This is a genomic window from Nostoc sp., assembly GCF_036917465.1.
Taxonomy (GTDB): Bacteria; Cyanobacteriota; Cyanobacteriia; order Cyanobacteriales; family Nostocaceae; genus Nostoc.
Map to the genome: position 1 here is coordinate 1 of NZ_JBALDL010000039.1, position 15,379 is coordinate 15,379.

Genomic DNA, 15,379 nt, shown 5'->3' on the forward strand with positions numbered 1-15,379 from the left:
TAGGGTGTTCATCCCCCAGCAGGCGTTTTCTCATCGCTAAAGCTTCGATATACAAAGGTTCGGCATCGCTGTACCTTCCCTGTGAATAGTAGAGTAATGCCAAATTGTTCAGGCTAGTTGCCACATTAGGGTGTTCATCCCCCAGCAGGCGTTTTCTCATCGCTAAAGCTTCGATATACAAAGGTTCGGCATCGCTGTACCTTCCCTGTGAATAGTAGAGTGCTGCCAAATTGTTCAGGCTAGTTGCCACATCTGGGTGTTCATCCCCCAGCAGGCGTTTTCTCATCGCCAAAGCTTCGATGTACAAGGGTTCGGCATCACTGTACCTTCCCTGTGAATAGTAGAGTGCTGCCAAATTGTTCAGGCTAGTTGCCACATCTGGGTGTTCATCCCCCAGCAGGCGTTTTCTCATGGACAAAGCTTCAATGTACTTTGGTTCGGCATCGCTGTACCTTCCCTGTGAATAGTAGAGTCCTGCCAAATTGTTCAGGCTAGCTGCCACAGAGGGGTGTTCATCCCCAAAACGTTCTTTAGCAGCTAATAAACTTTGTTCACCCCAAGGTAAAGCTTGCTCGTAGGCTCCTTGTCCTTCGTAAAATCTACCCAAGCCTTCAAAAGGCGAGATTAAATCATCATCACTTAACCAAGCTTGGTAAACTGTAGCAGTTCCGGCAAGGTGAGGGATGGCAAGAGTTGCTTGAGCAATGTCTATCAATGTGAGTGTCTCAGGAATATTTTTTGCTACGGCTACCATTGCTTGACAAAAGCCGCGCTTAAGTTCGTCAGCTTCCGCTAACTCTTCTAACTTCTGCTGCAATAATTCCTGAATGCGTTCGTGAACTTGGTAGGTGTCATCTCCCAATTCTTGCAGCAGATAACGCTCAACTAAAATAGTGCAGTTAGCTTTGAGGTCAAATTCCATAAGGCTAGCACTTGCTGCTGATTCTACCAAAGACCAGGAGATAGGAGCCAAAGCAAACAAACTCAACAAACAAGCCAATTTTTGTGCTTCTGATTCCAAGCTTTGCCAATTCAACTCAAAAGCTGCTGTTACACCAGACTCACCTGCTGATGCTTGCTTTTGTAGCCGTGCGAGGATGTCTGCTAACATAATATTCCTCCTCGGTTACGACTATACGCCGCTATTTGGTAAAGTCCAATGGGTATATAGCCCATTAATTTGCAAATTCCTTTTGCTGTCTCCGCCTCCTGTTGAACATATTCATTTCCCAATAGCTTTGCTAATAATTCTAAGGCTGCATCTGGTGACAATTCACCTAACGGCAGTGATGGATATCTTAAACCTATGTTTTGACGAGTGGTAATTAACACCTTAAACCGAGAACCGTTAGGTGGTAGATAGGGTTTAATTTGCATCCAGTCTTTAACATCATCAAATACTAATAAAACTTTGTCAGCTTGCCAATTCTTCCAGCAATAAGCAACTTTACCTGCTAGGCTTAATCCATCAGGGAGATTAAAGTTAGGTAAATTCACAACTGCAAACTCTACTAACTGGGTTCCCAAATCAATACCTTGGGGATTTAACCAACAACACCCGCCAGAATAATCTCCCAAATATTGTTCTGAGTATTGAATAGCTAACTCTGTTTTACCCACCCCACCTAGCCCAGTCACATCGCTAATTGCCACAACATCATTTGCTTGCAATAGCTGACGCAATTGTTCTATTTGCTCATCCCTGCCAACAAATTTACGAGCTTGACTCTGTTGGATATTATGCGGAATTTCAAACGGGTTAAAATGAGATTTTTCAATATCTCCATCCCAACTGCGGGAATAAAAATAAGTCGGCAGTTGTTTTTTATCTAGACTATTAAATCGCTGCTTAACTGCCTCAGTAACTCCTTTCATATCCGGCGGAAAAGTCCCATTAGCTTCAGCGAAAGCCTCTCTCACTGCTTGAGAGAAGTATCCTGTTTTATTTTCAGAATTTACCTTAGCTTGCTCTCCTTCCCGCGTAGCCAGTAACACAAATTGTTGACTATCTTTATGTGGCTGTCCACTCAAAAAAGCTTTGCCACCTAAGTTAGTTGGTCTTCCCTTCGACTCTAAAACATAATTGGCACAGGCATCAATAATACAAATATGATTCCGAATCTGAAATTTATCGGAACCCAACAAAACTAATAAAGAATTCAAATCTAAATTCTGCCAATTCTGTTTATTGGCATCAGCACAAAGTAACCGACGCTCTCGTTCTGAGGTAATCAAACCATGTCCCGCCCAAAAAATGTAGAGTAAATCCCCCGACTTTGGGGATAAAAAGTTAGTCACAATGTCGGAGATATTTTGCTCAGTTGCCTTCTCTACATCTAACCCACATTCCCCAATTAACTGATGATTTTCTTGCAGCGCTGATAAACATAACCGAATATTCTCCTTCGGTACACCGCGCCGATGCAGCCAATGAGCAAATTTCAGCGCGTCATCGGCTGGCCCCCCACCCGTTACATTCCAAGTAGATTCGTGGTACTTTTCAATACCCACAATTAACCCAAAAGTCCGCTCAGGTTTAGCCATCAACTGCATGATGACCTAGCCTCTCACGTGATGGGGAAAATAACCTAACCCACTAGGGCGTGTTTTCAAACCTTTCTTGAAGCACCTGAGTCTTTGGAGATCCCCCCAACCCCCCTTAAAAAGGGGGGCTTTTAGAGTTTCTTTTCCCTTCTTAAAAAGGAGAGCTTTTAGAGTTTCTTTTCCCTTCTTAAAAAGGAGAGCTTTTAGAGTTTCTTTTCCCCCCTTAAAAAGGAGAGCTTTTAGAGTTTCTTTTCCCTTCTTAAAAAGGAGAGCTTTTAGAGTTTCTTTTCCCTTCTTAAAAAGGAGAGCTTTTAGAGTTTCTTTTCCCCCCTTAAAAAGGAGAGCTTTTAGAGTTTCTTTTCCCCCCTTAAAAAGGAGAGCTTTTAGAGTTTCTTTTCCCCCCTTCTTAAGGGGGGTTAGGGGGGATCTTCCAGTTTGAAAACAGTCCCTAACTCCTTTCCCTAATTGGGAAGGGGGAAAATTTAAAGCCTCTCTCGTTGTAAAAAAGAGGTTGGCAGAGGGGTTTTCTAGATACCGTAAAAAGTAAACCATTATGGCAACCTCGAAATAATCGCCTCCCAGGTTTTAGCATTTCTCCAATAAGCACCGTGAGAACGGGGAAAAGGTTGTCTGCTATCCACTCGCACATCCTGCACTCTACCAGGAAAAATATTCTTACCCACGTAACTGAGAAAATCCCGTAAATCGTAGATATTCAACCATTCCGGGAAATGCTCCGGCAATAACTGCCCATATTCTAAGCTGTAAAGGGCGTTAATCTCATATAAAAATGGTGCTTGGGAACCAACTGTTACCAATAATTCCACCTGAGACAACTGCTGCTGTACTAGCAAATCTACACAAGCGATACCTCCCAAACTATGGGCGATTAAAACTACTGGCGGTTCTGCTTCTTCGATTTGTTGCTGGATAAACGCCCTAATTTTTTCACCCCGCGTCTGATACAACAAAATATCACCAGGCATAGGCGAAATTTTATCAGTTAACTCAAGGCGGTTTCCTCTGATATAATTTGTTCCGCCGTGCTGTGCTAATCCAACAAGTGGCTTTAATAACCAGCCACCCAATCCTAACTCCGCCTCTCCCAAACCCAGAGTCAGCAATTCCACAACATCATCGCGCAATTGGGCATCGGTGAGTATGGGAGGAAATTTTTCTTCCTGTTCGCTAATAAACATTGCTTGAGCCACGATCGCTCTAGCTATTGGTGCATAATATTCACTCAAATCAGATTCGGAAACTGTGAGCAATGCCCGATGATACGGTTCACTGTGGATAGTAGCCTCTCGTGCTTGCTCAAATACCTCTGCAATTCCCGCCTCTTGCAAGTTAGCTTCCAGTTGAGATGTCGGTGTGAGACTGGCTACACGAGATTGTAAAACATCCCCTAGTTGTTCCCCAAATGGATTTCCTGACTCAAGAGGTTGCAAAGAAAACAGTCGCAATTCATACAGAGGATCGCGGTATAATTGCCCCCACAATACAATCTCTGCGTCTTCTTCTCCTGGAGATAAAGCCAGTGTTGCATCTTCTAAGGGTACTGATGCCCGATTTTCATTGAACTTTGCACCCAATGCACCCCAAAGACAGGGAGCAACTTTGATGTCAGGACGTTGAGCGTGAATCTTTTGCTCAATTATCTCAAAAGTTTGGTTATATTCTCGTTCTCTAATGCCAGTGCCATGTACAAATATTACAGTGGTCATTGTTATTATAAAGGGGCTATGCCTACGCAAAGCTGGTCTTCTATATTATTCATGACCACGTTATCTGATACAAGAAAACTTATGCCGATAGCCTGTGAAGTTGCTCTAGAACTTGGGGCTTACAGCAGAATTCAAGTATTTGAACCACATCTGTCGTAAGGGCGCAGCAATGCTCTGCCCCTACCGCGTGGTCTATTTACCTCAAAATAGCTCTAAGCCCCAAGTCTTGCTCTTTAAACCTTAGTCGTGAGAAATCTTGATATTTCCGCATGTGCCAACACAGCAGCAGGTTCGCTCTGGAGAGCGTTATAATACTTTCTCTCGAAGGTATTGCCCGTTTCTAACGGTATAATCAGCGTGCGGACATCAGCAATTAACTTTTCAAAATCTTCCATTGCAATCGGTTCATCAGCTTCGAGCATTTCATCAACTTGCACAACCACCTCAGAAATCCGATGTAGCCAAGCAAATTGTTCATGAGCGATAACTAGCTGAAGTAATTCTCCGCTTGATACTCGTCCACTAACCTGTTCGTAGGCAATACGTTCTGTGTCCAGCAACATTTTGTGCAGATGAAGCAATTTGTTGCGTAAATCACGCAGATATTGATGTTGACGTATTCTTTGTGAAAGTGTGTTAGAAGTCAATGTTACCAATCCTCTCGTTACAATAGCCTTTTACTAATTCGTAATTCGTAATGGGCTTCTCTGCAAGACGCTGCGCGAACGCCCCGCTACGCTCTAAGCGAAGCTATGCCGCAGGCTTTACGTAATTCGTAATTCGTAATTAAAGTTTTAATTCTGCATCTGTGCAAACAGCATTGTTAACTATCTGCTTAAGCTCGGTTCCTGAATTCGGTTTCGTTGTTAAGGAGCATTTATTACATTATAACTGTTGTATCTTATATTGGATTAATCATATAATAGCATAAAGTTATAAGAAGTACATCTATTGAGGAAATGTCAATTATGGGAAAACTGCCTTAATGTCCCTAGCATACATAATTCTAGGTTTTCTTCAGCAGCAAGAAATGACGGGCTACGACCTCAAAACAAGCTGCTTCGATCAATGTATTGCCCATTTGTGGCCAGCAGACCAGGCACAAATTTATAGAACTCTTGATAAGCTAGTTGAGCAAGGCTGGATTACCTGTACAATTGAGATTCAACGCGATCGCCCCAATCGTAAAGTCTATAGTCTAACGGAGCCAGGAAAAGCCGAATTTGCCCGATGGCTTGAGACTCATCAACCCTTACCGACTATCCGAGAACCTTTGCTCCTCCAGTTGCATTTTGCAGAGCAATTGCCGAATGAAACCATTATTCATCTACTGGAGCAGCAATTAACGGCTCGAATCAAAAAGCTTGCTGAGTGTGAAATCATTGATTTGCCATTACTTGATGATCAGTCTGCCAACCGCAAGCAAGTAATGCAAAGGCTGGTGCTGGAGTTAGCGATCCGAAGAGAACAGACTTATATTGATTGGTTGAAGATAGCAATAAATGTTATCAGTCACCAAAAGCCATGTACATCACATTACCAGATTTTATAAATGGCAACAATAGCCGTCAATCCTTATCTCGATCGCAATTTTGCTCCCATCCGTGAAGAAATCACCACCGACAAACTGTTAGTCATCGGTGAATTACCCCTTGATTTGTCGGGGATGTTTGTACGGAATGGCCCTAACCCTCAATGGACACCAATCGGTCAATATCACTGGTTCGACGGAGATGGGATGTTGCATGGTGTACAAATTAGCAACGGCGTAGCCACTTATCGCAACCGTTACATCCAGACAGCCGCATGGAAAAAAGAACGAGAAGCAGGTAAAGCTCTCTGGACAGGATTGTTAGAACCACCGCGAAAGGATAATCCTCATGGTGGCTACAAAAAAACCGCCAACACTGCCTTAGTTTGGCACGCTGGTCAGATGTTGGCGCTGAACGAGGGAGCTAAACCTTACGCTATCAAGCTTCCTGAATTAGAAACTATTGGCGAATATACTTACAATGACAAGCTGATTTCTGCCTTCACAGCCCATCCCAAGGTAGACCCAGTTACAGGCGAGATGATGTTCTTTGGGTACTCTCTGTTTACACCACCATACGTCCAATATAGTGTAGTCTCGGCACAAGGCGAACTATTGCGAACAGTGCCAATCGACCTCCCCATAGGAGTGATGATGCACGATTTCGCCATCACAGAAAACTACACAATTTTCATGGATTTGCCTTTGACTTTCAGCGTTGAGCGATCGCAACGGGGAGAACCCATTATGATGTTTGAGCGCGATCGCCCTAGTCGTTTTGGCATTGTACCACGTCACGGAGACAACAGTAATATCCGATGGTTTGAGACTGCTGCTTGCTACGTCTTCCATACCCTCAACGCTTACGAAGACGGCGACGAAGTAGTACTGATTGCCTGTCGTATGAGTTCTACGACTGTTTTGGGTGCTGATGATTCGCAACCCGACGCACAAGCAAATATCCCGCGTTTGTATCGTTGGCGATTTAACCTCAATATGGGGACAGTGCGTGAAGAAATGTTAGACGATGTAGCTTCAGAATTTCCCCGCGTCAACGAAAATCTATTGGGGCGGCAAACTCGATATGGCTACACCAACAAAATGGCGAATAGTCCCCTACCATTATTTGAAGGCATGATTAAGTACGACTTCAATAGTGGAAAGTCCCAAACCCACCTATTCGGACAGGGGCGCTATGGCGGTGAAGCTGTATTTGCGCCGCGTCCTAGTGCAATTACTGAGGATGATGGCTGGCTTGTAACTTTCATCCACGATGAAAATTCAAACACTTCAGAATTAGTAGTGGTTAATGCCCAAGATGTGACTGCTGAACCTGTAGCGCGGGTGATAATTCCTCAACGAGTGCCTTATGGATTTCATGGTACTTGGATTGTTGAAGAATAGGGATTAGGGACTGGGGATTAGGGACTGGGGATTAGGGATTAGGGATTAGGGATTAGGGACTGGGTAAGAGTGCAGAAAAATGATGTTTAAGGCTTTGATCCTTCCCAAATTTCCCAGTCCCCAGTCCCCAGTCCCCAGTCCCCAGTCCCCAGTCCCCAGTCCCCAGTCCCCAGTCCCCAGTCCCCAGTCCCCAGTCCCCAGCCCCCAGTCCCCAGTCCCCAGCCCCCAGTCCCCAGTCCCCAAAAAACCTTTTTTAAAACCGCGTTTGATACTCCACTACTGCACGACTATCATCAGTTAAATTAGTGGAAGCACGCACACGAAATTCATCATTTATCCGGTAATTAATACCCCATTGAAAGGGATCATTTGTTGTTAAAATTTTGATACTAGAAACCGATATTTTAGAAGAAATGTCAACTCCAGCCTCGGCTGCTAATTCCAAAGTTGAACTGCTCCTTCCCGCTTCAGGATTCTCAGAAATAACGGTAGGAAATATCCGCAGTTCACTTAAGCCAAAGGTACTTCCAATCTGGTTAAAAGCTGACTGAAAATTGTTGAACACAGCCGAACCTGCAATATTAATCAGACCCAAAGTACTGTCACCACGTCCTTGGGTGTCTACAAATCCACCTCCTAAAAGAGCAACAATTTCGGTTTGACTACGTGATGGACTGCTTGTTAGTTCTAGATTGTCATTTAGTTTACTGGCAAGACCGTTGATAGTGGCTTCGACTCGAACACTCTCTAATGCTGATAAACCTGTAGAATTTATCCGGCTAAAATCATTACTTTGAGTAACATCTAATACTTTGGCAAATAGCCGAATATCTAAGTTGGGATCGCGAGGTTCTGAAGGGCTAAAAGTTGCCGTGTGTTTATAGCCACGAGCAAGGTTAAATTGGGTAGTAAATAAATTCACCCCTCCTTGTTCTAAGCGGATAGTGCCATTGGGTACGGGCTGATTGATGAAGCCGTTAACAATGAGATTCCCACTAGCGCGAAAATTGAGAATCGGCGGACGAGTAATTTGGACATTTTTACCAAGTTCTAAATCTAGATTATTAAATTTAGCGATGCCATTTCCCATGCCATTCCCAATTTCAGCTTTACTCTGCTTATTCTCCTTTGTGGGTGATACACCAAGACTACTATTTGCAGATGAATCCGCGTTGGTAGATTCTGCCAGTAATACCTGACCATCAAACAAATTTACTTTACCGCCAATTAACGGGTTAAGAGCAGAACCAGTAATCTGTAAATTGCCGCTAGCACCTCCTTGGTAAATTCCCTTGAGATTTAACGCTAGCTGTTCGAGATTAACAGTTAGAGGATTGTGGATAGTGGCTTTCTGATTGTTGAAAATGGGAATTTCTCCAGCAGCTTGTACTTTCCCACGGCTAAATCTACCTTCAATATTTTCTACTAAGATGCGGTCAAAATTAAACAGTACTCTACCTGTTACACCTCTCAACTTACCTGGCAAAGCCTGGGCTGAAAAAGTAGCATTATTAACAGTAGCAATTCCCTGTACTTCAGGTTTTTGTAATGTTCCGCGTACCTTCAGGTCTATTTCTCCTTCACCTTTTTCAAATACCACTTGATTAGTCAATGCGTTTAAAAGTCCTAATCCCTCGTTTTCCAACTTCATATCTAAACTGATTTGGTCATTGTCTGGTGCTACGGTTGCAAAAGGCAATTTATAAGGGATGCTGCCATTAATATCAACAGGTTTTGGCCCAGAAACTGCTACAGTACTACCAAAGTTTAAACGTCCGTTAGCATAGCTAAAACTTGCCCTCGCTGATTCTATTGCTTTCTGATTCAATAATCCTTCTGTGATTTGCAATTCCCCTCTAGCTTGAGGATTAGCAATGCTGCCGGCTATTGCTGCTGTACCGTTCAGATTACCTGTAATTCCAACTGGTAGTTTGACAACATTGTTCAGTAATTTTACAGGGAAATTATTCACCCGCAACTGGCCAGATTGTTCATCACCGCCAACGTTACCCGTAAAGGCAATCAACCTATTTTGAGATTCAAGCCGTAAAGGTCGCAAACTCAAAACACCGTTTTCAAAGTTGCCTTCGGCGATCGCTTTTTCGGCAGTATAATAACGATTTCGTTCTTCCTTTTTACCCCAGGCAAAGTTTTGTCCATTCAACTTAAAATCTACTGATAATCCATTGGCTGTAGCTGTATTTACAGCCACTTCCCCATTAAAAGTCCCCTTTAAGTCTGCCAAATCTGGTATTGGAGTGGAATTAATTCGCTGTTCTTCCTGTTCTTCTACCAAAGTTGCAATTTCAGAAAACCGTTGGATTTGGGTTAATAAGGGTTGATTTGGCACTCCTTGGGGGGTGGTGGTTAGATCCTCTGCTGTGCCATAGATTTCTGCTGAACCACCTGGCAAATTTTGTAAATCAAATATCTGTGCCACAGTCAGAACATCTTGGATCTCTCCTTGACTGACGTTTAATTTACCTTGTAGTTGAGGCCCTTTAGGGCTTTGGGCGAAAGTTCCGACAAGGGCGTAGCTACTTTTGCCTTTGACAAATTCGCTACTGGTGAGTGTGGCTTTACCATTACCGTAGCGAAATTGAGCAGCTATTCGATCGCCTTTAAGTCGGCCAATTTGCGGATTAGCGATCGCTAAATTCCCCGTTGCTGCCAATGTCTGCTGATTAAACAACAAATCCCCAGTTAACAACCCAGTTATCTTACCAGCACCCAGTCGAGTAATTGCTGGCGGAGTCAAATTCAATATCTGTAAGGGGAAATTTCCAACTTTGAGCGCCCAATCATTCCCTTGAACGTTACCTGTGGCTGATGCTTCCTGCCATTTGACTAAAAAAGATTTCGGGCGATTATTGGTATCTAAATTAAAGGATAGGCGATCTCTGCCGAGAAGCCCCTTCTCTACGAGAGGCTTCGCCAACGGGTCTACGCTATTTCCTACCAAATTTAAACTCAAACCGCGTCCCTGTGCTGAATCGATGTTTCCAGTCAACAACGGCTCAAAAGCAATATCTTCAACAACCAAGTCTCGTAAATTAATTTGCCCTACCACATTTGGCAAGGGTAGCTTACCAGTGATTTGACCATTAAAATCTACACTCCCCGCCACCGCAACCTGATTAGGAAGATTGATCGGTAACTGTTTTAAGTTGTAATTCTGCGCTTGGACATTGAGATTTAATGCCGTAATTTCCGGTATGCCTGCCTTGGTTGCATTGGCTAATATATTACCAGTCACACTTAAACCGGGAGCAGTTGCTCGTTCAATAGTAAGTCTTTCACCACTCCAAGCGATCGCAGCCGTCAGAGGTTGCTCAAGACCAGGGATACCTTGAGATAATTGCACCTGTCCAGCAGCACGCACATCGGCTAATTTTGACGATCCGACATTGCCAGCTAATTGTAACTGACCGCCAAGCTGACCCCGCAATTGCTGATTGAAGCGATTTAACTCTACACCAGAAGCATTAACTACAGCTTGATAGCGACCGTTAGCCAATTGGATATTAGAAGCTGCGATCGTTCCACCTGCAACATCCAGCCGTCCCTGACCGCTAGCTTGGATAGTTTGTGGTTGGAAGGACTCAACAGAACCCGCCACGTTTGCTTGACCAGTTAATCTCCCTCTAAATTGCGGTGGTACTGCTGCCAACTGCTGCAACGGGACATTATTTGCCTGAACTTGCGCCTGATAAACACCGTTAGCAAGTTGGATATTAGAGGCTGTAATCGTCCCACCCGCAACATTTACCCGCGCCTGACCGCTAGCTTGGATAGTTTGTGGTTGGAAGGATTCAACAGAACCCGCGACGTTTACTTGACCAGTTAACGTCCCTCTAAACTGCGGTGGTACTGCTGCCAACTGCTGCAACGGGACATTATTTGCCTGAACTTGCGCCTGATAGACACCATTAGCAAGTTGGATATTAGAGGCTGTAATAGTTCCACCCGCAACATTTACCCGCGCCTGACCACTGGCTTGAATAGTTTGCGGTTTAAAAGAATCAACAGAACCCGCTACATCAAACTCACCAGTTAACGCCCCTTGAAACCGCTTTGGTAGTGATGCCAATTCCTGCACAGGTACATTTTTAGCCTGAACTTGCGCCTGGTAGACACCATCAGCAAGTTGAATATTTTTAGCTGTAACCGTACCACCGCCAATAGCAAGGCTACCCTCACCATTGCCACGGAGAGTTTTCAGGCTGAAATTATCTCTGTTGCCTGCGATTTGGAATGTACCCGCCAAAGGATTATTTAAAGCTGGGGGAGACTGTTTCAATATCTGCCCCAACCGCACACCATTAGCTACAAGTTGAGCAGAGAAACCTTGATCTTGCAGTTGGACATTAGAAACTGCAACTGTGCCGCCACCAATTTGAACTCCTGCCCCATCACTGCGAATCGTGGCAATTTTAAATGGTGCTGTGCTGCCTGAGAGGATAAGACGACCATTAAACTGTGCCTCCGCCAAAGAGACATTTTGCAGTTGACTTTTGTCTACAAAGGGTTCTAATTTTACCCTAGAGGCAATAGCCACAGCTTGCCAATGCTCATTAAGATAACTCCCAGTTGCCCTGACTGTACCACCACTGACATTAAGAGCTACATTGCGGAAAGAGACATTGCGATTTGGAGCGATCGCAACTTCACCGGTTCCAGGGTAAGTTCCATTGGGAGCTTGAAATTGTACCAAAGTTTGGACATTGGTAGAAATGCCGCTTAATTGGGCTGTAGCTGAGACATTGCCGATTTGGAACGCAGGTGTTGTTTCGTAGACTTTTGCGATCGCATCCCCTGGAACATTCTTCGCAGCGAAATTTAAATCTATTCGCGGCGTTTTACCAAGTTGAATTGTGCCAGCGCCGATGATATCACCACCAACCTTTGCTTTACCTTGAATATCTTTTAAGGTCAGTAAAGAGGAACTAGAACTAGTAACAAGCTCAAATTTACTACTGATGCTATTAAAATCAACTTTATCAATCTGGGCAGTTTGGATTGTGGCAACTGAACCTGAGAGAATTGGCGCTTTAGTTGATCCAGTCATCAGCAAATCTGCTTGTACTTGTCCAGCGATCGGCACAGGTAGTTTTACCTTTAAAGTCTCTTGGGCATTAGCCAAACTCACCGCATTTACCCGCCCTGACAACTTAAAGCCTGCTTGAGTGTCGATAATTCCCGTAGCCACTACAGGAATTTTGCCGTAGTTGGTAGTAACATTGTTTAACTGCAACTCCGTTCCCTGAAAACGAAGATTTCCTTGGCTCTTACTCAACAGTTGCGGAACTTTGGGTATTTGAAGTGTTACCCCTTGTACAACCGCACTGCCATACAATAAAGTCTTTTGTCCTGGTGTCAACCGAACTAACAAGTCGCCATTAGCTCGACCCGCCTGTAAGTTTATTGGTAACTTAATTAGGCGAGTAATATCCGCAGCGAACAAATCTTGCGATCGCACCTGAAAGTTGCCTGCTAGCACTTTAGAACGTGTCTCTCCCTGAATGGAAATATTGCCACCACTGTCTGCTTGCCCCCCCACATCAAAACGAATTAACTGGTTATTTGCTAAAAGTTGGGCAGATCCATTCAGTTGAGAAAATGTTACCGGGGAGGTGGGAGTCGCGGCAGATATTCCTCCCCCTGCCTCCTCTATTCTCTTCTCCGGCATCAAGGCCAGCTTGGCATTGCGAAACCGCAGGTAGTCCAAATCAGTTCTAATTGCACCGCCTCCACCTGACGGCGCGATGCTAGTAGAAACCCAGCGCCCTCGATCATCCTGTTGAATATAAATATCTGGGTTAACTAAAGTGACATCTAGCTTTAAATGGCGGTTAAAGATTAGTTGTAACAGGTCAAAACCCACTTCTACAGTTTCGACTGTGGCCCGATCTGGATCTATGGGTGTGGCTGGGATAGCGGAAGCCCCAAACTGCACTCCCGTCAACGAAAATTGTGTGACTTTTCCCAGTTTTACCGGGCGGTTGAGTGTAGTAGTCAGACTTTGCTGTGCCAACGGCGTTAACTCTGTTTGTACAAAAGTCCACAACCGCCAAATCCCAACAATAACTCCTAACAGTAAAAGTCCGCCCAAAGCAATGCTACCCCGCTTCAACACCAGCAACCACAGACGCTTATGGATAGGGCAGGGGGAGTGAATATCTTGATTGGGAGATTTAGTCATTTGCTTTCACTGTATTAATTGCCGGATGTCGCTGGCACACACAAGCATTAACTGACACATTGATTCAGTCTGCCATTTCCAGGATACGCCAACTAAATCCAAGACTTCATTGGTTGAGTTGCGGTATTTGCTTGATCCAATACTTCTGCTTAAGAATATTGGCGTTTTCAGGTAAATCTGATCTAAATAGAGTGAAAATTGTTCCTTTGACTTTTGCTAAGGTACAACCTAGAACTTTAATATGAATAGACTTTAAAAAAGACAGATGATTACACCTATGCGTGTTTTTGTGTTGATTTTTAATGCTCGGACGGAAAATGAGGGGATTCACACGATCCGAGAGGGCGATGCCGAAGGCGGCAAGCTACGCAATAAAATTCTGATGTTTGAGTCAGAAGACGACGCGACGCGCTTTGCCCTAATGCTGGAAGCTCAGGATTTCCCCTCTCCGACACCAGAGCCAATCGATGCTGAGGAAATCAAGGAATTTTGCGAAAGTGCTGGATATGAATGGGAAATTATCCCCGAAAACAGCCCTTTAATCAGTAAAGTCCCAGAACTAAACGTGGAAGAAACTGACTGGCAAGTAGATGCCCAGAAGGAGGATACTGTTGAAGACACCTTCCCTGTCAATCAACAGCCACTAGAAGAACCAGAATTATCTGATTCTGAACTAGAGAAAATGCGTCGCAAATTGGAAGGATTGCTTTAATTAGTCATTAGTCATTAGTCATTGGTCATTGGTCGCTAATTGACTAATGACAAGAGACAAAAAACAAAGGATAAAGGACAAATGACAAATTTACAAGAACGCGGGCATCTTTTAACCGAGATGGTAAATCCTAACAGTCTTAACTTAGACCAGCTTAGTTCTCTGGACTTGGTAGAACTGTTTAATAGCGAAGACCAAAAAGCAGTCGCGGCGGTGGCAACGGCAAAAGTTCAGTTGGCTGAAGCAATTGATAGCACCGCAGAGCGTTTGCGCCACGGCGGACGTTTATTCTATATCGGTGCAGGCACAAGTGGTAGGTTAGGAGTGTTAGACGCTGCTGAGTGTCCACCTACTTTTTGTACGCCCCCAGAGTTGGTACAGGGGATTATTGCTGGTGGTGCGGGTGCGCTGGTACGCAGTTCGGAGGGTTTAGAAGATAGCATCGAAGATGGTGAAACTGCGATCGCTGGGCGACACATTACCCAGCTAGATGTCGTAGTCGGCATTACTGCTGGTGGCACAACGCCTTATGTCCACGGTGCCCTTCATGCTGCTCGTCAACGGGGAGCCATCACTATCTTTATCGCCTGTGTTCCGGCTGAACAAGTTAGCTTTGATGCCGATATTGACATTCGCCTCTTGACAGGGCCAGAAATCATCGCCGGCTCAACTCGTCTGAAAGCTGGTACAGCCACCAAGTTAGCTTTAAATATCCTTTCTACTGGGGTAATGGTCAAACTAGGTAAGGTTTATGGCAATCGGATGGTGGATGTGGCGGTAACAAATCAAAAGCTACGCGATCGCGCTTTGCGAATTTTACAAGACCTCACAGGTTTAAGTCGGGAAGCTGCTAGTTTTTTATTAGAACGCAGTGGCAAGTGGGTTAAGCTAGCATTATTAATGCACTGGACTGGTTTAGAAAAAGAGGAGGGCGATCGGCTTCTTTCAGAACACCAAAGTAATCTTAGGGCAGCTATTATCAGCTATCAAAACCACAACCAACCTTAAAAAATTTTCCTCAATAAATACTCTATAGGTGGCTGCTACTTGTCTGAGTAGGACACCTTTTTTTAAGGATAAAATTTCCTAGTAAAACCCACTATAATTGATAGAGATTAACAAATATAAACTTAAATAAATATTTCTAACATTTATAGTTCTTCTCAATAACTAAACTAAAAGTCTTTAGAGGCTACTAATCCTTATTTAAACAAAAAATTCAGAACTTCTACGGATATAATCCCCTAAGAAATTTATTA

General features: G+C 44.0%; 10 protein-coding genes. 4 read left to right on the top strand and 6 right to left on the bottom strand.

Features of this window, described 5'->3' with window-relative positions:
* The 5 genes from V7K38_RS07295 to V7K38_RS07315 all read right to left on the bottom strand — a co-directional run.
* A partial coding sequence (locus V7K38_RS07295) for a tetratricopeptide repeat protein (RefSeq protein WP_334856611.1) occupies positions 1 to 1,111 on the bottom strand: 1,111 nt, incomplete at its 3' end.
* A complete protein-coding gene (locus V7K38_RS07300) occupies positions 1,105 to 2,553 on the bottom strand; it encodes an NB-ARC domain-containing protein (protein WP_334856613.1) in 1,449 nt (482 codons plus the stop codon). The genes V7K38_RS07300 and V7K38_RS07295, both read right to left, overlap by 7 nt.
* A gap of 6 nt (positions 2,554 to 2,559) precedes the next feature.
* Positions 2,560 to 3,096, bottom strand: a complete 537-nt coding sequence (locus V7K38_RS07305) for a hypothetical protein (RefSeq protein WP_334856615.1) — start codon at positions 3,094 to 3,096, stop codon at positions 2,560 to 2,562.
* A complete protein-coding gene (locus tag V7K38_RS07310; protein ID WP_334856617.1) occupies positions 3,096 to 4,271 on the bottom strand; it encodes a hypothetical protein in 1,176 nt (391 codons plus the stop codon). Before V7K38_RS07310 ends, V7K38_RS07305 begins: the two co-directional genes overlap by 1 nt.
* A gap of 233 nt (positions 4,272 to 4,504) precedes the next feature.
* Positions 4,505 to 4,918 (bottom strand): hypothetical protein, encoded by a 414-nt coding sequence (locus V7K38_RS07315; protein ID WP_334856619.1) that lies wholly within the window; start codon positions 4,916 to 4,918, stop codon positions 4,505 to 4,507.
* Between the two features lie 338 nt (positions 4,919 to 5,256).
* On the opposite strand from V7K38_RS07315, the gene V7K38_RS07320 reads away from it, so the two are divergent.
* Entirely contained in the window at positions 5,257 to 5,823 is a 567-nt protein-coding gene (locus tag V7K38_RS07320; protein WP_334856621.1) for a PadR family transcriptional regulator, read from the top strand.
* Positions 5,824 to 7,206, top strand: coding sequence for a carotenoid oxygenase family protein (locus tag V7K38_RS07325; RefSeq protein WP_334856623.1), 1,383 nt, complete (start codon positions 5,824 to 5,826; stop codon positions 7,204 to 7,206).
* A gap of 253 nt (positions 7,207 to 7,459) precedes the next feature.
* Here V7K38_RS07325 and V7K38_RS07330 read toward each other — a convergent pair whose 3' ends face one another.
* Positions 7,460 to 13,408 carry a translocation/assembly module TamB domain-containing protein gene (locus V7K38_RS07330; RefSeq protein ID WP_334856624.1) on the bottom strand — a complete coding sequence of 1,983 codons (5,949 nt, stop codon included), beginning with the start codon at positions 13,406 to 13,408 and terminating at the stop codon, positions 7,460 to 7,462.
* A 265-nt stretch (positions 13,409 to 13,673) separates the two neighbouring features.
* On the opposite strand from V7K38_RS07330, the gene V7K38_RS07335 reads away from it, so the two are divergent.
* Positions 13,674 to 14,120, top strand: coding sequence for a DUF3110 domain-containing protein (locus V7K38_RS07335; protein ID WP_334856626.1), 447 nt, complete (start codon positions 13,674 to 13,676; stop codon positions 14,118 to 14,120).
* A gap of 81 nt (positions 14,121 to 14,201) precedes the next feature.
* The gene (gene murQ, locus V7K38_RS07340; RefSeq protein ID WP_334856628.1) at positions 14,202 to 15,128 is read left to right on the top strand and encodes an N-acetylmuramic acid 6-phosphate etherase; all 927 of its coding nucleotides are present in this window, start codon (positions 14,202 to 14,204) and stop codon (positions 15,126 to 15,128) included.
* The last annotated feature ends 251 nt before the right edge of the window (positions 15,129 to 15,379 follow it).